This window comes from Stutzerimonas stutzeri (assembly GCF_038561965.1).
GTDB classification, from domain to species: Bacteria; Pseudomonadota; Gammaproteobacteria; order Pseudomonadales; family Pseudomonadaceae; genus Stutzerimonas; species Stutzerimonas stutzeri_AA.
Map to the genome: position 1 here is coordinate 503,611 of NZ_CP139348.1, position 19,434 is coordinate 523,044.

The 19,434-nt window shown below is 59.4% G+C and carries 16 protein-coding genes and 1 riboswitch; of the genes, 9 read left to right on the forward strand and 7 right to left on the reverse strand.

The genetic code is table 11. The features are described 5' to 3' along the window. The first annotated feature begins 152 nt into the window (after positions 1-152). A complete protein-coding gene (locus SM130_RS02185) occupies positions 153-1,073 on the forward strand; it encodes a glycosyltransferase family 2 protein (protein WP_102824200.1) in 921 nt (306 codons plus the stop codon). 29 nt (positions 1,074-1,102) lie between these two features. On the opposite strand, the gene SM130_RS02190 is transcribed toward SM130_RS02185, so the two are convergent. Beyond that, the gene (locus tag SM130_RS02190; RefSeq protein WP_181019228.1) at positions 1,103-1,696 is read right to left on the reverse strand and encodes a phosphotransferase; all 594 of its coding nucleotides are present in this window, start codon (positions 1,694-1,696) and stop codon (positions 1,103-1,105) included. Positions 1,697-1,846: 150 nt separating this feature from the next. On the opposite strand from SM130_RS02190, the gene msbA reads away from it, so the two are divergent. The 6 genes from msbA (at position 1,847) to hldE (ending at position 9,666) form a co-directional block, all read left to right on the forward strand. Beyond that, positions 1,847-3,679, forward strand: a complete 1,833-nt coding sequence (msbA, locus tag SM130_RS02195; protein WP_102824626.1) for a lipid A export permease/ATP-binding protein MsbA — start codon at positions 1,847-1,849, stop codon at positions 3,677-3,679. Continuing rightward, positions 3,676-4,569, forward strand: a complete 894-nt coding sequence (locus tag SM130_RS02200) for a GNAT family N-acetyltransferase (RefSeq protein ID WP_102824202.1) — start codon at positions 3,676-3,678, stop codon at positions 4,567-4,569. Before msbA ends, SM130_RS02200 begins: the two co-directional genes overlap by 4 nt. A 3-nt stretch (positions 4,570-4,572) precedes the next feature. Further along, on the forward strand, positions 4,573-6,042 hold the full coding sequence (locus SM130_RS02205; RefSeq protein ID WP_102824203.1) for a PIG-L deacetylase family protein: 1,470 nt from the start codon (positions 4,573-4,575) through the stop codon (positions 6,040-6,042). Between the two features lie 109 nt (positions 6,043-6,151). Beyond that, on the forward strand, positions 6,152-6,943 hold the full coding sequence (locus tag SM130_RS02210; RefSeq protein WP_102824204.1) for a glycosyltransferase family 2 protein: 792 nt from the start codon (positions 6,152-6,154) through the stop codon (positions 6,941-6,943). After that, positions 6,943-8,217: an O-antigen ligase family protein gene (locus tag SM130_RS02215; RefSeq protein ID WP_102824205.1), complete on the forward strand. Its 1,275-nt coding sequence runs from the start codon at positions 6,943-6,945 to the stop codon at positions 8,215-8,217. Before SM130_RS02210 ends, SM130_RS02215 begins: the two co-directional genes overlap by 1 nt. A 27-nt stretch (positions 8,218-8,244) precedes the next feature. After that, entirely contained in the window at positions 8,245-9,666 is a 1,422-nt protein-coding gene (gene hldE / locus SM130_RS02220; protein ID WP_102824206.1) for a bifunctional D-glycero-beta-D-manno-heptose-7-phosphate kinase/D-glycero-beta-D-manno-heptose 1-phosphate adenylyltransferase HldE, read from the forward strand. Between the two features lie 94 nt (positions 9,667-9,760). Here the strand turns inward: hldE and SM130_RS02225 are convergent, their stop codons facing one another. From SM130_RS02225 to SM130_RS02240, 4 genes are all read right to left on the reverse strand, one after another. Then, on the reverse strand, positions 9,761-10,648 hold the full coding sequence (locus SM130_RS02225) for a metal ABC transporter ATPase (protein WP_102824207.1): 888 nt from the start codon (positions 10,646-10,648) through the stop codon (positions 9,761-9,763). Between the two features lie 85 nt (positions 10,649-10,733). After that, on the reverse strand, positions 10,734-11,543 hold the full coding sequence (locus tag SM130_RS02230) for an aldo/keto reductase (RefSeq protein WP_102824208.1): 810 nt from the start codon (positions 11,541-11,543) through the stop codon (positions 10,734-10,736). Further along, complete coding sequence (locus SM130_RS02235; RefSeq protein ID WP_102824209.1) at positions 11,540-12,715, reverse strand: NAD(P)/FAD-dependent oxidoreductase; 1,176 nt, start codon at positions 12,713-12,715, stop codon at positions 11,540-11,542. The genes SM130_RS02230 and SM130_RS02235 overlap by 4 nt, the downstream gene beginning before the upstream one ends. Positions 12,716-12,769: 54 nt before the next feature. Further along, complete coding sequence (locus tag SM130_RS02240) at positions 12,770-13,102, reverse strand: DMT family transporter (protein WP_102824210.1); 333 nt, start codon at positions 13,100-13,102, stop codon at positions 12,770-12,772. Positions 13,103-13,221: 119 nt separating this feature from the next. Between SM130_RS02240 and waaA the strand changes: the two genes are divergently transcribed. Further along, the gene (gene waaA / locus SM130_RS02245) at positions 13,222-14,490 is read left to right on the forward strand and encodes a lipid IV(A) 3-deoxy-D-manno-octulosonic acid transferase (protein WP_102824211.1); all 1,269 of its coding nucleotides are present in this window, start codon (positions 13,222-13,224) and stop codon (positions 14,488-14,490) included. Between the two features lie 300 nt (positions 14,491-14,790). Here the strand turns inward: waaA and SM130_RS02250 are convergent, their stop codons facing one another. Beyond that, positions 14,791-16,245: a TolC family outer membrane protein gene (locus SM130_RS02250; RefSeq protein WP_102824212.1), complete on the reverse strand. Its 1,455-nt coding sequence runs from the start codon at positions 16,243-16,245 to the stop codon at positions 14,791-14,793. Positions 16,246-16,420: 175 nt separating this feature from the next. Then, positions 16,421-16,527: riboswitch (TPP riboswitch) on the forward strand. 100 nt (positions 16,528-16,627) lie between these two features. On the opposite strand from SM130_RS02250, the gene thiC reads away from it, so the two are divergent. Then, complete coding sequence (gene thiC / locus SM130_RS02255; RefSeq protein ID WP_102824213.1) at positions 16,628-18,508, forward strand: phosphomethylpyrimidine synthase ThiC; 1,881 nt, start codon at positions 16,628-16,630, stop codon at positions 18,506-18,508. 60 nt (positions 18,509-18,568) lie between these two features. Here thiC and SM130_RS02260 read toward each other — a convergent pair whose 3' ends face one another. After that, positions 18,569-19,306: an RsiV family protein gene (locus SM130_RS02260; protein ID WP_102824214.1), complete on the reverse strand. Its 738-nt coding sequence runs from the start codon at positions 19,304-19,306 to the stop codon at positions 18,569-18,571. Positions 19,307-19,434: the final 128 nt, after the last annotated feature.

Here is a 19,434-nt window from a genome sequence, read left to right on the forward strand (position 1 = left end):
TCATCCCTATGACGATCCGCCGTTAAGATCTACCGAGAAATCTATGAGTCTGGTTAGTATAGGGCGCCGCGCCCGCGTTTGCCTTCCGCAAGTAGCCGTTCGGGTGGCATGCCGCATGGTGATGTGCTCAACCCCTCCCTGTGGTGAGTGATATGGCTTCCACGGCCTGCTACCCTTTAATCTCGGTGATTGTGCCTTGCTTTAACTACGGCGCATTCGTCGCTGAATGTATCTACAGTGTCCTGGCACAAACCTACCCAAATTTTGAGCTCATCGTCGTGGACGATGGGTCGACGGACAATAGTGTTGAGGTGATCGAGACGGCGATAGCGCAGGGTGTACCTGGTTCGTTCGTGCGTCGCGTCGAGTTTATTCGTCAGGCCAATCAGGGTGTCAGTGCGGCCTTGAACGGGGGCTTGGCCATTGCTGCTGGCGAATATGTGGCTACCTTTGATGCCGATGACGTGATGGTGGCAGGAAGGCTGGCCGTGCAGGTTGATTATTTGCGTGATCGCCCAGAGGTCGGTTGTTTGGGCGGACAGGCCATCAGGATCGACGAGACGGGAAAGCTTCTGCCGAGAAAAAACAAGAAGCGGTCCGTATGTCAATACGCCTTCGATGATGTTCTGGCTCAGGCGCTATGTGTTGGCGGCAACATTGCAGTCTACAGGCGAGAGGCAATTGAGCGCGTCGGTGGGTATGACCCCTCGATCAAGATTCAAGATTTCCAGATGACTCTGAAAATAGCCGCTGCTGGTTATCGAATAGATATTCTTCCGGACGTGGTCACCTTTTACAGGCGCCATGGAGACAGTTTGTCAAAGAACTACATTGCTGAATACCGCTACAGTCTCCAGGTGATTCAGCCGTACGCCGATCATCCACGCTACGAATCTGCCAAGGCACGTCTCATATGCAAGGCCCTGCGCCTGGCTGTATTGCATGACAAGCGCTTCGCCTGGGCGCTGTTCAGGCAGATTCCGGCGCGGCAGTGGGACCGGCAGCTATTGAGGCGACTCCGCCATTTTCTGATCAAGCGCCCCCGGCCTGGTCCTATTCAGCGTCTTACTTAAGTGCATCCCGCAACTCAGCAGTTGAGGCCTTACAGGGTCATCTGGAACTCTGGTGTGTTCGTGGCTCCACGATAGCTTTCTTGCAGTGTGGACAAGTAGGTTTCGAATATCCACCCGCGATCCTCTTCGTAGCGTTGTACGTGTCGAAGATTGCGTTTGCGTTTGGATATGGAGAGGCTCTTGCGATAAGTCTGCATGTCTGCGAAATCGATCAGGCCCAGTTCCTCATTGGGCAGTACGATCACGTTTCCTAGGTGGAGCGATCGGAAGTAGATGCCGGCGTCATGCAGGTGGGCAAGTAACTGTCCGAATCGTCTTACTAGGCGCTCTCGTCCGGCTTCGTCGGCCTCTCGCATGCTGGTGCGCATGGTGTTTCCTGGTAGTCCGACGTAATGCACTGCCGTACGGGGCGGATCTGCCAGTCGGTAGACCCCTTTGATCTCGGGGACGGGTATCAGTAGGCCGCGTAGCACCGTTGCATTTTCGGCGAAACGCCGTGCGTACGGCCGCAGCGCCTCCGATGAAAAGAAGCGCTTACGTCTGAACAGCTTTAAAAAGCTTCCGTCCTCCAGCAGATACACTTTAGGGCCGAATCCGTCTTCTTCGAGCACGGCGGCGTGCATGGTAATTCGCTGAAAGGCCTCGCTTGTCATGGAATGCATGCGGTTTAGGAGGGGGCTTCAAGGGCAGGGGAAGCGTTGAATATTAGCAATAATTTGGCACCTTGTCGCTGAGTGATACAATCGTCGCCTGTCCTCGATCTGATGATTACCATGACCCCAGATTCTTCAAGATCAAAACTGTCTAGCGTGCGGCTCTACTTGCGATTGCTGACGTACGTCCGGCCGTACTGGCTGTATTTTGCGGTAAGTATGATTGGCTACATAATTTTCGCGTCCACCCAGCCAATGATGGCCGGCTTGCTGAAGTACTTTGTAGACGGCCTTGCCGATTCAACGCAGAGCGAGGTGACGCTGCCAGTAATTGGCTCAATGGAGCTGCTTTACGGCGTCCCGCTTGCGCTAATGCTGATTACTATTTGGCAAGGTATAGGATCATTTCTTGGTAGCTACTATTTGGCCAGGGTTGCACTTGGCTTGGTGCAAGATCTTCGAACGACGTTATTTAATAATCTCTTAACCCTGCCTAACCGGTATTTCGATGAGCACTCGTCGGGACATCTAATTTCTCGTGTCACATACAACGTCTCGATGGTGACCGGCGCCGCTACGGATGCGCTGAAGGTCCTCGTCAGAGAGGGGCTAACTGTTATATTCCTTTTCAGTTACCTCTTGTGGATGAACTGGAAGCTGACGTTGGTTATGGTGGGCGTACTTCCTTTCATCGCTGTGATGGTGCGGATTACAAGTCGCAAGTTTCGCTCGCAAAGCCGAAAGATACAGGACGCTATGGGCGAGCTCACGCATGTGACTTCGGAAACCATACAGGGATACCGAGTGGTTCGGAGCTTTGGCGGCGAGCGTTACGAAAGTAACCGCTTCCTTGCGGCCAATATCGACAATGCTCGTAAGCAGTTGCGTATGGTTCGCACATCGGCAATATATACGCCATCGTTGCAGTTGGTAACTTATAGCGCCATGGCGCTGATGATGTTTTTGGTGCTATATCTCCGAGGAGACTCCACAGTAGGCGACCTTGTTGCCTACATTACTGCTGCAGGCTTATTGCCCAAGCCTATTCGTCAGTTGTCTGAGGTTAGCTCCACCATTCAGAAAGGACTAGCCGGTGCGGAAACAATTTTCGGGCAGCTTGACGAGACGCCGGAGCAGGACGACGGCTGCATTGAGCGGGAAGCGGTAACCGGGGAGGTTCAAGTCTGTAACTTGAGTTTTTCTTATCCGGGAAGTGAAAAAGTAATTCTGGATGATATAAGTTTCAGCATACAGCCAGGACAGATGGTTGCTCTGGTAGGGCGCTCTGGCAGCGGAAAGTCGACACTGGCTAATTTGATTCCCCGCTTTTATCGGCACAGTGTAGGTGAGATTCTGCTGGATGGAGTGCCGGTCGAGAAGTATACGCTTCGTAATTTGCGATCTCATATCGCTTTAGTAACCCAGCAGGTAACCCTGTTCAACGATACCATTGCTAAGAACATCGCCTATGGTGATCTCTCGTCCAAGTCCCGGGAGGAGGTCGTGCATGCGGCGGATGCCGCTTATGCCTCCGAGTTCATTGATGCACTGCCGAAAGGTTTTGACACGCTTGTGGGGGAAAACGGCGTGTTGTTGTCGGGCGGCCAGCGGCAGCGTTTGGCAATCGCACGGGCGCTATTGAAGGACGCACCTGTTCTGATTCTCGATGAGGCGACTTCGGCGCTCGATACGGAATCAGAGCGGCATATACAGGCTGCGTTGGATGAAGTCGTGCTAGGGCGGACCACCATCGTCATCGCTCATCGCTTGTCTACAATCGAAAAGGCAGATTTGATCCTAGTAATGGACCGGGGCCGCATCGTAGAGCGCGGTAGTCATTCTGAGTTGATTGCGGTCAATGGCTACTACGCTCGCCTGCATAGCCATAATTTCGAAGAGACGGTTCAGCCGAATTCCGACGTTACCGACGCTGAGTTCGAGACGCCCACATGATTAGCCTGCGTTACTGGCGCGAGCGGGGGTGGGTTGCGATAGATGCACCGACTTACGCTCAGGCATGGCACCGCTTTGGTGGTAGTGTTGCGACCCATCCCTTCTTTGTGGAGAGCCTTTCCTCATTGGTGGGCGTAAAGGTGCGCTACCTCGGGCGCTTCAGTTCTGGAGAGATCGAGGCTGCGCTCGCATGTTGGGGGCGTGATCTTGCGCTTTCGCGGCGCGTGCTGAAACGCATTGGACAGCGAGGAGCATTTGATATGGGTAACGCCGAAATCATTTTGCCCGCTCGAGACACAGCACAGGCGCCTTTACGCCATCGAGGGGCTTTTCTGTCGTCGCTTAACCAAGGGCGCTTCTCGGGCTTGCGTCCCCAAAAGGACGAGCTGGCAATGGCTCGCCCGCTTGACCAGTTTTCTCGCAAGTTTCGCTATAACCAGCGTCGTGAGTTGCGTTTGTTCGAGGAGGCGGGAGGGCAGTTACAGCCAATGAGTGGCTACTCCGCGCACGAGCAGGCGGCGATCTACACTGACTTATTCGAGCGCCGGTGGGGGTTCGACGTACCTGGCAAAAAGAATCTTGCTCAGGTTTTCGAAATGTTACAGCCGTTCATCTTTGGCTCAATTGCTGTGCTGAATACTAAGCCGGTAGCAATACAGGTGTTGTACCGGGTGGAGTCTACCCAGTGGGTTAGTATCGAATATGTTAATGGCGGCGTGGACCCTGAAAGCCGAGCGTTTAGCCCCGGCAGTATACTCAGTTTCGCTAATATTCAAGCTGCTTGGGCTGATGCCGAATCGCGTGGCAAGTCATTGCGCTATTCGTTTGGTCGGGCCGATCGTGAATACAAGGAACGCTGGTGTAATCGCATGGAATGTTTTGAGGTCTGATTAATGTCGGCACGCAAGAAGGCCCTTCTCAAGAGGCACCGGCGCAACAAACGCGTAATTTTGGCTTTGCTGGCGCTGATCCTGACCGCGTTCATCGACGTTGGTGTTTACAATATTGGTCCCTGGTGGATTTCGCCAATACTGGCGATGTTGTTTTGGTTGGCCCACGAGGCTTGGTTCGCCGACCACCTGTTCTATTCTCCGCGCGACTCCTATCGGTACAGTTTTCCGCCCGATAGCGTTGCACTACCGGTCGCTTTAAGCGAGGGGCAAGTGCTCTGTTGTGGTCAGGATGTCCCTGTGAGTGCCGATACGCTCATTCTAGAGGTCGATGTGAGGTCGACATGGGCGGGCTTCTTGCTTGATCCGCAGGTCCTTATAAGCGGCATGCCTGAGCCGGACCGGCAGGACTTCGAAAGGAGGGTATCAGGCAAGCGTTATCTCAATCTCTCCGGGGCTGGAGAGTCGCTTCGCGATGGTAAGCTCACCTTGAAGGGTAAGTGTTGCCGCCTAGGTAAAACAGCAATACTCCATGCCTTTAGTCACCCCGATTTCTCCAAGCAGAAACTGATGATCATTGCGCCTCACGCCGATGATGCAGAGCTTGCCGCGTTCGGTCTGTACAGCGAAAGCAGGGAGCCTGTAATTGTTACCCTGACCCAAGGCGAAGTTGAGGCCGGCTATTACCGTCGGTTGGGCCTGGATACGGCTGCCGCTGCACGTTTAAAAGGGCGTTTGAGAACATGGAACAGCTATGCGGTGCCACTTTGGGGCGATGTGCCCATAGAGAATTGCGTTCAATTGGGATACTACTGCCTACAGTTGTCTGAGATGCGTGCTCATCCGGGCGAGGTGTACGGCTCTCGTGAGTCCGAAGAGGCTGACATACGAGGCGCGCGCTACCTCAATAAACACTCTTTGCCGGGGGACGCTGACGGTCTTCCCACTTGGCAGAACCTGATTGCCGACCTGGTTGAATTGCTTGAGCATCATCAACCTGATGTGGTGGTCATGCCACATCCAGAGCTCGATCCGCATGACGACCATGTGCATGCTACGTTGGCTGTTGATCAAGCCATCGCCCAGAGTTCCTGGAAGCCCAGCGTGCAATTGCTTTATGCCAATCACCTAGCGGACAACGATCGTTGGCCTATGGGACCTGCCAATTGTGGCGTCGCGCTTCCGCCCGCCATCGAACCATTACCTGCTTATGCTCCCTGGAGTCCAAAGCTTTCCTCCGCCACCCGAATCGACAAGGCCATGGCATTGACGATGCAGCATGACTTGCAGATACCGCTGCCTTTCAAGAAGCGCCTGCGCCGGGTTATCCAGTGTTTTCTAGCGGGCCGTGTATGGCCAGCGATTGGGGAGGACGAGTTTTTTCGCAAGGCGGTACGGCGGCATGAGCTGTTCTGGGTGCGCCGACCGCCAGCAGATGGCCTTCAGATGCCAAGCCTTCGAGTTGAGGTTTGACGCTAGTACAGCCGTTACCAGTTCGGTTTTAGACGTGAGGCTCGCTCTGCACGAAAGAAGTTGCTCAGTGGCCAGATGCGGTTTCATCTCAAGGGTAAGTGAACACAACATGCAGTTCAGCATTGATAGCGATGTAACTCTGGTTGTAACAAGCTGCGGGCGGTTCGATCATCTGCGTAAAACACTCGAGAGTTTCGATAGGTTCAACACTGCTCCTATCAGGTCAGTCATTATCGTCGAGGACAGCGGCGATGACGCCGTTCACATGACGCTTCCAGCGAGTTGGAAGGCAAATACCCAAGTCCTGTTGAACCGGCCGCGACTCGGGCAACTCGCTGCCATCGACCGGGCTTACGAGCAGGTGGAAACGACTTATGTTTTTCATTGCGAGGATGATTGGGAATTCTACCGGCCCGGTTTCGTTGAGCAATCGCTGAGCATTCTTCAAGCGTTCCCGGAAATCTTGCAGGTCTGGCTGAGAAGTTTCGCGCACGATGTCAGAGTTAACTACCCATTTCACATGCTCGGCGATCGGCTGGTGCTAGACGGTATAGCCTGTCACTACCTGCTATCCAGCGAACCGGCATGGCGAGGTTTTTCCTTCAACCCCGGCTTGCGACGTATGCGTGACTTCCAGAAGGTATCGCCGGTTGCCCGCTTCTCTTCTTCTGCTGAGGGCGAGTCACGACTGTCTCAGGAGTTTGAGGCGCTGGGTTACAGGGTCGTCATTCTCGAGTCCGATGCAGTCATTCATACTGGCGATGATGCGCATGTCTGGGCAGACTCAGACCAGCAAAAACAACGTAAGAAACGAAAGAAAAAAATCGGTCGCGTTGTAGCTGTAGCTTTGTTGTTTTGCTTGGGGGTGGCGGTCGGATACTTTGGCCGTGGATCGATTTGATGTTGTCCTTAACGGGCGAATCGCGGCAATTGGGCTGGCCCCGAACTGCTTGTGCTGCATTGGCTTTCTGCGCGCTGTTTGCGCTTTTGGTAGGCCGGATATGGTGGTTTGGTGAGGCAAGCACCTGGGCCGGGTTCATACGCGCCACCTTGTTCCTCTGCCTGGCGCTAAGCCTTCTCGATGCGAGCGTTTTCAGGCAATGCCTCAAGCAAAACTATTTGCTATGGGCCGCTGCAGCTTTGTTGGCCTATATCGCAGTGAGCAGCATATGGCTCGGTGATGGCAAAACCATGCGCCGCGTAGTGCTGGTTTCAGCGTTCTTCATTGCGCTTGCCCATGCCGCCGACCAGCGGCAGAGCCATTGGGCTGTGCTTATATCGGCGACAGGGATCGCTTCCGTAATGGCCTGTGCAGTAACCCTATGGGACCTCTGGCACGCCGGCTCACTCGATTTGGGTAATCGTGCGGCTGCGATCAGCGATTCGGGCATCAAGGGGTTGGCTGAGTTCGAAAACAGCGTACTTGCATCATTACAGATGGCCTTCTCGTTGGTGTTGATCGTCTGGCTTTATTTAATCGCCAAACGCCGATCGATTCAGTGCTTTTGGTTGTTATGCGCCGTTGTCACTTCAGTTTATGTCTTCGGTACGCTAGGTCGGTCTGGGTGGCTCGCTGCTGCGGTGGCGGTGGTGGTGCTCGTTACGGTTCTAGCGACCAAGCAACAGCGATATGCTTTCTGGGGGGGCGTACTCGTTACTGCGACCTTGGCCGTTGTTTTTTTTCATGAGCGCATCGCGTATGAATTATTTACCCGCCAGCTTACCCATCGGGACGAAATCTGGCGGATGGTTTTTGGCCTAATGCCAGGTAAGTGGCTTCTTGGCTACGGGGCCGATGCAAGCATTGAGTCGCTGTTGGGGCTGCAAAAGCTTGGCGGTTCCGAAACGCTGATCAATCACGCTCATAGCCTCTATGTTGAAGTGATCTTCAACTATGGACTGCTGGGGTTGGCGGCTTTTGTAACCGTACTGGCCGGTTCGATTAGACGTCTGTGGCTCAATCACAAGAATCCACTAAGTGCGTTATGGCTTTCGATCCTGTGTGGTGCCGCGGCCGCGATAGGGGTTGATTTCAGCTCTTTCCTGTCGACTCCCAACCTCGTTTGGCTATGGGTCTGGCTACCGGTGGCTTTTGCCTGCGCATTACCAAGTGCTTCTCTTCGGAGTGGTTTGAAGCAGTTCAAGGCTGGCGATCACGGCGCCGCTGCCTGCTAAGCTATCCGTCTTAACTTAGGAGCCTATATGAAACTGTCCATGCCCCGATTCGACCAAGCTGCCGTTCTGGTGGTCGGTGACGTCATGCTCGATCGTTACTGGCATGGTGGGACTTCGCGTATCTCACCGGAAGCGCCGGTGCCGGTGGTCAAGGTCGAGCAGATCGAGGATCGGCCAGGTGGTGCGGCCAACGTGGCGCTGAACATTGCGGCACTGGGTGCGCCTGCTGCACTGGTTGGTGTGACCGGTGAAGACGAAGCGCGCCAGAGTCTGGCCGACAGCCTCGCCGCGGCAGGTGTGGAGACACATTTCCAGTGCGTTGAGGATCAGCCAACCATCGTCAAGCTGCGGGTGATGAGTCGCCATCAGCAGCTGCTGCGCATGGATTTCGAAGAGCAGTTCAATACGGATCCCGCTGCGCTGCTGGCGGACGTGGAGGGCCTGTTGGCTGGCGTCAGGGTGCTGGTGCTGTCTGACTACGGCAAGGGCGCGTTGAAAAATCATCAGGCGCTGATCCAGGCCGCGCGTCGCCATGGCATCCCGGTCCTTGCCGATCCCAAGGGCAAGGACTTCGAAATCTATCGTGGCGCCTCGCTGATCACGCCGAACCTGGGCGAGTTCGAGGCGATTGTCGGGCACTGTTCCGATGAGGCCGAGCTGGTGAGCAAAGGTGCCGAACTGATGCGCTCGCTCGAGCTCGAAGCGTTGCTGGTCACCCGCGGTGAGCATGGCATGACCCTGCTGCGCCCCGATCACGCCCCGCTGCACCTGCCGGCCCGCGCCCGCGAAGTCTTCGACGTGACCGGCGCTGGCGATACCGTCATTTCGACCTTGGCTGCGGCCATCGCGGCCGGTGAAGAACTGCCGCAAGCGGTGGCTTTGGCCAACCTGGCTGCTGGCATCGTGGTCGGCAAGCTCGGTACAGCCTGCATCAGCGCGCCGGAATTGCGCCGTGCGGTGCAACGCGAAGAGGGCTCCGAGCGCGGTGTAATGACCGTCGAGCAGTTGCTCACCGCCGTTGAGGACGCCCGCGCGGAAGGAGAAAAGATCGTCTTCACCAACGGCTGCTTCGACATTCTGCATGCCGGCCACGTGACCTATCTGGAGCAGGCCCGTGCGCAAGGGAATCGTCTGGTCGTCGCAGTCAATGATGATGGCTCGGTCAGTCGCCTGAAGGGGCCGGGCCGGCCGATCAACTCGGTGGATCGCCGTATGGCGGTGCTCGCCGGGCTCGAGGCGGTGGATTGGGTGGTGTGTTTCTCGGAAGACACACCGGAGAACCTGCTAGGCCAGGTTCGTCCCGATGTGCTGGTCAAGGGCGGCGACTATGGCGTCGATCAGGTGGTTGGTGCCGAGCTGGTCAAGGCGTACGGTGGTGTGGTGAAGGTGCTGGGGCTGGTGGAAAACAGCTCGACCACTGCCATCGTCGAGAAAATTCGCAGCCGCTGAGCAGGCTAGTCGCGGCGGCTGCGGGCGCTGCTATGTCTCGAAGCTCGCCAGCCAGCGGTGGGCACCGCTGCGGCGGAGGCATCCGCCCTGGTTTTCATCGGGCTGCTGCGACCGGCCTTGCGGCCCACCAATCCTTCCAGCGAACGCGCTCGTCGCGTACCACCCAGCCATCCTGCGGTGCAAAGCTTTCCGATAGCCAGAGGCCGCGGGTGTTCACCGAGCTGAACTGGCCGTTGTGCAGTTGCAGCAGCTGATCTTGCGGCTGCCCTTGGTGCAGCGGGATCAGATAGATGTCCGGGCGGCTACGGTCCAGGCGTGCCACCAGCTGATCGTCCTCCAAACGCTCATCGACGTGAAAAAGACTGAGCTGACGCGTCTCTTTAGGTAGCTCCATGCGCATGTCGTAAACCAGCTGCAGCGATGCCGTAGGCAGGTGTACATAGGCACGCGGGCGCTCCATCAGCACCATGTTGCCGCACTGCACCGAGCGCGTAGCGCCGGATTGGGAGGCGAGCTTGAAGTGCACCGCCTCGCGGTAATGCAGGCTGGCCTGGTACGGGGTGGGCAGCCAGGTATCGCCGAAACGGCCGGCCAGCCAGCCTTCTGGAGTTTCCAGCAGGCATTCCTCGGCGATCTCCTGGATGGCGGTGAGCAGCGGCAGGTTCAGCTCGTGCGCGGGTATGTAGCCGGAGATCAGCTTGAGGACCACGTCGCCACGGTCCGGCCGCTGCTGACGGACCAATACCCAGTATTCGCGGCCCTGCCAGCTCATGGTCAGTCGCACCGACACGCCAAGATTGGCCAGCTCGATGGCGAAGCGGCCCGGATCGGGAACCTCAACCGGGCGCCGCCGCTCGATCACTTCGCTGAAGTTCAGCGGCCTGCCCAGGCTCTGGTAACTCAGGTTGTCCTGGCTAGCCTCGACGTAGAGGGGCAGGGTCTTGAATGCGGCCGGGCTCTTGCGCACCAGAACTCTTGGCATTCCATTTCTCCTTACGGCGAATAAGGCCGCCGTGCGCTGGCAGCGTAACGCCCCTGCGCAAAACGGATGAACGCTGCTGCCTGCCTCAGCTTGCAGTCAGAACGGCGGCAGCAGTCCCTACGTTAGACGTCAAATGCTGCGGATTGATAGTGCCGATGATCGCGCCACTGACGCCCGGATGGCCGAACAGCAGCTCGAAACTGCGACGCACCGGGTCTTCGCCCGGCTTGAGGCACGCGTGTCCGCTGGCCAGCGCCTTCTTGATCAGGATGCCCTTGCCATGGGTTGCAGCGTAGTCGAGCACCGGACGCTCGGTCTGCTCGTTGAGGTTGTAGGTGACCATCGCGCAGTCGCCCTGCTGCAGGGCCAGCAGCCCGCCGTCGACGGTCTTGCCGGACAAGCCGTAGCCGAGAATTTTGCCCTCGCGCTTGAGTTCGGCCAGGGTCTGGTAGACCTCGGCGTGCTGCAGGATATCCAGGTCGTTGCCGTCGGAATGCACCAGCACCAGCTCGATGCGGTCGGTGCGCAGCCGCTCGAGGCTGCGCTCGACCGAGAAGCGCGTGTGTGCGGCGGAAAAATCGAAGCGCGACTGGCCGTTCTCGAATTCCTCACCGACCTTGCTGACGATCACCCAGTCGTCACGCTGGCCGGCCAGTAGCGGGCCGAGTCGCTCTTCGCTGACCCCGTAGGCCGGGGCGGTGTCGATCAGGTTGATCCCCAGTTCGCGCGCCAGGGCCAGCAGTTGGCGGGCCTCTGCATCATCGGGAATAGAGAATCCGTTGGGATACTTCACGCCCTGATCGCGGCCGAGCTTCACCGTACCCAGACCCAGCGGCGAGATGCTCAGGCCGGTGCTGCCCAGCGGGCGGTGCAGGTCGTGCAGCGTTGCGGTCATGGCAGCAGACCTTCCCAGAACGGCCCGGTCAGCGGTGGTCGCGGCAGTTCCGGCAGCGCAGGATGCTCGCCGGGGCGAATGCCGTCGCGGGCGAGGGCGGCTTCGACGCGGTCGGAAAAGTCCGGAGAAAGAGCCAGCTTGGTCGGCCAGCCGACCAACAGCCGGCCTTGCTCGGCAAGGAAGGCGTTGTCCGGGCGGGCGAGGGCCGATTGCGCCGGTTCGGCGCGATCAATGCGTAGCGTGGCCCAGTGCGCGGCGGAGAGGTCGATCCAGGGCACCAGTTCGGCCAGCTCTTTTTTCGCGGCGACGATCTGACTGGCTTCGTCCCGCGCCACACCATCGGCTTCGGCCAGATCTCCACCGAGATACCAGACCCACTCGCCGTCCGCCGCCGGATGGCTGGTCACGGTGATTCGCGGCTTGGTCCCGCCGCCCAGGCAGTGTGCGTAGAGCGGCTTGAGCGTCGGCGCCTTGACGATGACCATGTGCAGCGGGCGGCGCTGCATGGCCGGTTGTTGCAGGCCGAGCGAAGCGAGCAGTTCGGCAGTCCCGCCGCCGGCGCTGAAGACGATGCGCTGGGCGCGGATCTCGCGGCCGTCGACCCGCAGCCCGACCAGCTCGTCACCATCAAGCAGCGGCTCGATCTGCTGGCCGGCGAGCAGGCTGTCGCCAGCGAGCTCTGCAAGGCGTGCGATCAGGCTGGGCACATCGAGCACTAGCTCGCTGAGGCGGTAGACCTTGCCTTTGAATTTGGGGTGCTGCAGCGCGGGCGGAAGTTCGTCGCCCTTGACCTGGCCGACCCGCGAGCGCACCGCCTTGCTGGCGAAGAAGCTGGTGAGGTTGCCAGCCAGGGTGCCGGGCGACCAGAGGTAATGCGCATCGGAGAGCAGGCGCACGCCAGTAAGGTCCAGCTCTCCCTTGCCTTCGAGAGCCTCGCGCCAGCGGCGCGGCATCTCGGCAATAGCTTCGGAGGCGCCGGTCAGCGCGCCGCTCAAAGCGTACTTGGTGCCGCCGTGAATGATGCCCTGGGACTTCACGCTCTGGCCGCCGCCGAGCGTCCCTTTGTCCACCAGTAGCGTGGCAAAACCTTGTCTGCGCAAGCGCGCGTTGAGCCAGAGACCGGCGACGCCGCCGCCAACGATCAGGACGTCGGTGCTGAGGGATTCAGGCATGTGCAGACCTCGGATGGGAAACGAACGCGCAGTATAACTGCAGCGCGGCGGGACTCAGTGGCCAGTGCTGCCGGAGAACAGTTGGATCACCACGACCCCGGCAATTATCAGCCCCATGCCGAGCACCGCTGGTAGGTCCAGATGTTGGCGATAGATCAGCGCCGCAGCGACGCTGACCAGCACGATACCCAGACCCGCCCAGATCGAGTAGGCAATCCCCACCGGGATGGTCTTGACCACCAATGCCAACATCCAGAACGACAAGCTGTAGCCGCAGACCACCAGTAGCAATGGCAGTGGGCGGCTGAAGCCTGCCAAAGCTTTCATGGACGTGGTGGCAACGACTTCAGCGCAGATGGCGATGGCCAGGTAAACGTAGCCGGACATGGTGAAAATCCTGATGGTGGCGGGAAGGGTCAACTTCGTTCGGTCGTGTCAGGGTTCACAAGTTCGCCGGATGTGGCGGATGTGGCTCGCCGGCAGGCGGCTTGCTAAGCTCCGCGCCCATGAATCGCACCCTCTATACCCTGCTGTTCCACCTCGGCCTGCCATTGGTGTTTCTGCGTCTGCTCTGGCGCGCCAGGCGGGCGCCGGCTTATTCGCGACGCGTCGGTGAGCGTTTCGCCATCGGGCTGCCGCCACTTCGGCCAGGCGGCATCTGGGTGCATGCGGTATCTGTCGGCGAAAGCATCGCCGCGGCGCCGATGATCCGCGAGCTGATGGCGCGCTATCCACAGCTGCCGATTACCGTCACTTGCATGACACCGACCGGCTCGGAGCGCATTCAGGCGCTGTTCGGCGACAGCGTGCAGCACTGCTATCTGCCTTATGACCTGCCCTGGGCAGCGGCGCGGTTTCTTGACCGCCTGCGCCCGAAGTTGGCAGTGGTGATGGAAACCGAACTCTGGCCCAACCATATCCATCAATGCGCCCGGCGCGGCATTCCGGTGGCGCTGGTCAATGCCCGGCTGTCTGAGCGCTCCGCACGCGGCTATGCACGCTTCGCCCGGTTGACTGCGCCGATGCTGGCCGAGCTAAGCCTGATCGCGGTGCAGACAGCGGCCGAAGCTGAGCGCTTTCGTCAGCTCGGCGCGCGCCCCGAATGCGTCGTGGTGACCGGTTCGATCAAGTTCGACCTGACCATTGACCCTGCTTTGCTGACACGGGCGACCGATCTGCGCGGGCAATGGGCGGCGCTGGAACGGCCGCTGTGGATTGCTGCCAGTACCCATGTCGGCGAGGACGAGATCATTCTTGCCGCGCATCGGCAGTTGCTTGCGGCGCATCCGCAGGCCCTGCTGATTCTGGTGCCTCGGCATCCGGAACGCTTCGCCTCGGTGTTCGAGCTATGCCGCAACGAGGGTTTCGTCGCGGTTCGGCGCTCGAAAGGCGAGGCGGTCAGCGCCGGCACCCAGGTGCTGGTCGGCGACACCATGGGCGAGCTACTGTTTCTCTATGCCCTGGCAGATATCGCCTTCGTTGGCGGCAGCCTGGTGCCAAATGGCGGGCACAATCTGCTGGAACCCGCGGCGCTGGGTAAACCGGTGCTCAGTGGTCCCCACCTGTTCAACTTCCTCGAGATATCCGCGCAGTTGCGCGATGCTGGCGCCCTTCGCGAAGTGCAGGATGCCGCCGGGCTGGCGAGCACGGTCAGCGAGCTCTGGCGCGACCCGGATGGGGCAGCGCGTATGCGCGATGCGGGGGTGGCTGTGCTGAAGGCCAATCAGGGTGCGTTGGCGCGATTGCTGGCAGGCTTGGGACGGTTGCTCGGCTAGAGCCTTAGTGGCCTCTAGATAAAGATGTGCAGTGCGGGTGCTTGGTTGGCGGAGGCGCTTGATGCAGGCAACTGGTGGGCTGAAGTCCACCCTACAGTCTGTCAGCCGCAGATCGTGGCGTGATCAACGCTGCATGCAGCAAATGGCTGAAATCGCCGTTGCGCTCCGATTAGGATTAAGGGGCAAAAGCAGTAGCGCTAATCTCCCACGCTGGCGCTTTCGTGTTGCCAGGAGGCTGAGCTGTAGGGTGGGCTTCAGCCCACCTATTCGCGGTCCAAACAGACCACAGTGGTTCCTGGCTCAATAGTCAATTCGCACCGGCTGGCCGATGGTCTGCGGCAGGTCCGGCGGCAGGAAGTCGGTGTCCGGGTTGTAGTCGGGCTTCAAGTAGACCGCCAGCTGTTGCAGGTCGTCCGGATTTAGCGTGCCGGCCGCTTGTTTCAGGCGCAGGTTGTCGAGGATGTAGTCGTAGCGGGAGTTGTTGTAATCGCGCACGGCGCCATAAAGGCGGCGCTGGGTGTCGAGCACGTCGACGATGTTGCGGGTACCGACCTGATAGCCGATCTCCGTCGCCTCCAGCGCACTCTGGTTGGAAATGATCGACTGCCGACGGGCCTCGACCTGTTCGATATCGGTATTGACTGCCCGATGCAGATTGCGCGTGGCTTCGACCACCTGGCGGCGCAGGCTCTCGCGCTGCTGTTCGCTCTGGCTGAGCTGGTAATAGGCCTCGCGGCTCTGCGAAGTAGTAAGGCCGCCGCTGTAGAGCGGAATATTCAGCTGCAGGCCAATGCTGCGTTGCTCGACATCGCCGGTGTAACGCGGCATGTCGAAGCCGGGGATGCTCTGGTTGTTGCTGAACCCCAGCGAATCGTTGTCGCCCTTGCGATACGACGCCACTGCATCGAGTGTCGGTGCATGCCCGGAGCGGCGCTGGCGCAGGGTTTCCTCGGCGGCGGTCACTGCGTAATTGACCGCCAGCAGGTTGAGGTTCTGCCGCGTCGCAGTGTCGACCCACGCTTTGGCCTCGTTCGGCACCGGGGCGAGCACCGGCAGCGTGTGGCGAATGCCTTCCAGGGCGATGTACTCGCGGTTGGTCAGGGTGAACAGCGCCTGGAAGGCATCGTCGACCTGGCGTTGGGCGATGGAACGGTTGGCCCGGGCGGTATCGAACCCGGCCTGGGCTTCGAGCACATCGGTCTTGTCGGAGAGGCCGACTTCGAAGCGTTCATTGGCCTGGTCGAGTTGGCGCTTGAATGCGGCTTCCTCGGCCTTCACCGCAGCCAGGTTGTCCTGCGCGCGCAACACGGCGAAGTAGGCCTGGGCGCTCTGCAGAATCAGATCCTGCTCGGCGATGGAGTATTCGATTGCGGCCTGCTCGCTGACCGCTTCCGCGGCCTTGAGCTGAAACCAGCGATCGGCGCGGAAGATCGGCTGGCTCAGCGTTGCCTGATAGGCGGTGCCGCTGCGCGACAGCGAGGTGGAGCCCATGCTGGTATCCACGTCCGTTTCGGTATCGCTCATTTCGGCGCCGGCGCTGAGGTTGGGCAGCAATCCGGCACGTGCCTGCGGCACGATCTCCTGGCGGGCACGAAATTGCGCGCGGGCCGCAGCCAGGTCGGCGTTGTTGTTGACGGCTTGTTGATAGACGCTGACCAGATCGGTTTTGCTGGCGAGCGGGATGGTCTCCTGCGCCCAGGCCGCTCCGGCGGTGATGGTGGTCACGGCGAGAGCCAGGGGGAGTCTGCGCAGCATGTTGGGTCCATCCTGAATAGAGCTGAGGGGCAAGGCTAAGCGGCAGCCGACGGGGGGTCAAGGCACATATGTGGGGAGGCCGACAGCGACAGGGTCAGCCGGGTTGAATGACCGAACGGTCGACTACTTTCGCCGTTGCCATGGCGTTCGCACTGGCTGTTGATTAGACTCGATGGCGTTCTTGTCGGGGTGCCTTGAAGCGAAGGCTGAGATCGGAAAGTTCCGGATCCCGTTGAACCTGATCAGGTTAAGGCCTGCGTAGGGAACAAGATGTGCTCGCCAGTCGTTCGGCCAGCTCTCTCGGCGCCAGTTCCGGCGCGCCCGATGCCCTTGCCATCCGTGTTTTCAGGTTCGCTCCGACAATTCTCTAGGAGCCAGCCTGATGCGTGTAGAACAACAAAACCTGAGTGAGTCCGCCCAGGTCGACCAGCAGTCGATCCAGCCCTTCCCGCGTTCGCAGAAAGTCTATGTGCAGGGTTCACGCCCGGACATTCGCGTCCCGATGCGCGAGATCAGTCTCGACGTCACTCCCACCGACTTCGGTGGAGAGATCAACGCACCGGTCGTCGTCTATGACACCTCCGGTCCCTATACCGATCCGAGCGTGACCATCGACGTGCGCAAAGGGCTCGGCGATGTACGCTCAGCCTGGATTGATGACCGCGGCGACACCGAGCTGCTCGACGGCCTGACCTCGCATTTCGGTCAGCAGCGCCTGGCCGACGCCGAGCTAACCAAGATGCGCTTCGCCCACGTGCGCAACCCGCGCCGCGCCAAGCCCGGCAAAAATGTCAGCCAGATGCATTACGCACGTCAGGGCATCATCACGCCCGAGATGGAATACGTTGCCATCCGCGAGAACATGAAGCTGCAGGAGGCGCGCGCCGCCGGCCTGCTTGCCGAGCAACACGGTGGGCAGAGCTTTGGTGCCTCCATCCCGAAGGAAATCACTGCCGAATTCGTGCGTGATGAAGTGGCCCGTGGCCGCGCGATCATTCCGGCCAACATCAATCATACCGAGCTCGAGCCGATGATCATCGGCCGCAACTTCCTGGTGAAGATCAACGGCAACATCGGCAACTCGGCACTGGGCTCTTCCATCGAAGAGGAAGTGGCCAAGCTGACCTGGGGTATTCGCTGGGGCTCGGACACGGTGATGGACCTGTCTACCGGCAAGCACATCCACGAAACCCGCGAGTGGATCATCCGCAACTCACCGGTACCGATCGGCACCGTGCCTATCTATCAGGCGCTGGAGAAGGTCAACGGCGTCGCCGAAGACCTGACCTGGGAGCTGTTCCGCGACACGCTGATCGAGCAGGCTGAGCAAGGCGTCGATTACTTCACCATCCACGCCGGCGTGCTGCTGCGCTATGTGCCGCTGACCGCCAAGCGCGTCACTGGCATCGTCTCGCGCGGCGGTTCGATCATGGCCAAGTGGTGCCTGGCCCATCATCAGGAAAATTTCCTCTACACCCACTTCGAGGAAATCTGCGAAATCATGAAGGCCTACGACGTCAGCTTCTCGCTGGGCGATGGCCTGCGTCCGGGCTCGATTGCCGACGCCAATGACGCCGCGCAGTTCGGTGAACTGGAAACCCTCGGCGAGCTGACCAAGATCGCCTGGAAGCACGATGTGCAGTGCATGATCGAGGGCCCTGGCCACGTGCCGATGCAGCTGATCAAGGAGAACATGGACAAGCAGCTGGAATGCTGCGACGAGGCACCGTTCTACACGCTCGGCCCGCTGACCACTGACATCGCCCCTGGCTACGACCACATCACCAGCGGCATCGGTGCGGCGATGATCGGCTGGTTCGGTTGCGCCATGCTCTGCTACGTCACGCCCAAGGAGCACCTGGGCCTGCCGAACAAGGATGACGTCAAGACCGGCATCATCACCTACAAGATCGCCGCGCATGCTGCCGACCTTGCCAAGGGCCACCCAGGCGCACAGATCCGTGACAACGCGCTGTCCAAGGCGCGCTTCGAGTTCCGCTGGGAAGACCAGTTCAACCTGGGCCTGGATCCGGACACCGCGCGCAGCTACCACGACGAAACCCTGCCCAAGGATTCCGCTAAGGTGGCGCATTTCTGCTCCATGTGCGGGCCGAAATTCTGCTCGATGAAGATCACTCAGGAAGTGCGCGAGTATGCCGCGCAAAACGGGCTGACCGATGAGCAGAAGGCCATCGAGGCCGGCTTTGCCGAGCAGTCCTCGCGCTTCAAGGACGAAGGCTCGGTGATCTACAAGCAGGTGTGATTGACGAGGTGTAAGTGAGACGGGGTGGGCCGGTGATGCAGCCGCCCCGCATCGTCTCGGTTAGAGGTATTCGGCTTTCACAATGCCCTTGAGCTGTTCGTGCGGAATGAACAGCTCTGGGTGTCCGCTCGAGTACGGTGCAATGCTGTACACGTCGTATTTGAGCAGCACGCTGTCCTTGAGCAGCGCGATGTTCGCGGTCTGCTGGAACGGCCAGAACTCGAGAAACGCTGCATCCTGATTATGTTCGTTCTCCGTCAACCAGCGCTGATGCGCCTGGCGTGCGGCGCGCCAGAAGTTGCCCACTTGCCCTGGGATCAGCAGATCTTCCAGGCGCAGCTCCTTGTTCCGCTCCCGGTCGTAGTTGATGAATCCACGGCCAGGCATCCCATGGGCGCCACCTGCGTAGAGATAGCTGGACAGTTCGATCACCAGAATATTGCCGTGCTGTTCTCTTAGTTTGGCTTGCAGGTAGCTGCTCCAGGTCGGCTCGGCCGTGCTCAGGAACTGCTGCTCATAAGTCTTTAGCGATTCGGGCAGTCGCTCATCCGGACCATTGATGGTCATCCGGCGCAGACGAGCGTCAATCAGGCGGTTCAGTTCCGGCTCGTTGGCAAATGTCAGGGTATCGACGTTCACCAGCGGGCAGCTTTCCCCTTCGCACCCCTTAGGCCGTTGTTCGGTCACGGCCTGTTGAACCGCTACCGGGCGCTCCGAAGCAAAGTGCTGACAGCCGCCGAGCAGCATGGCGACGCTGCTTAGCACGATGAAATTGCGGATATAGGCGGTTGAAATCATGGTCCGTCCAGACATGGCAGTGCGCTTTCGATTGCCGGTCACACCCGAAGTTCGTGATTTCCGGCTGGTTGCGTTTTCTTTGGCTACGGTGGTCTGCAAAGGGCTGCACCAGAGGCGATGCCGCGCTA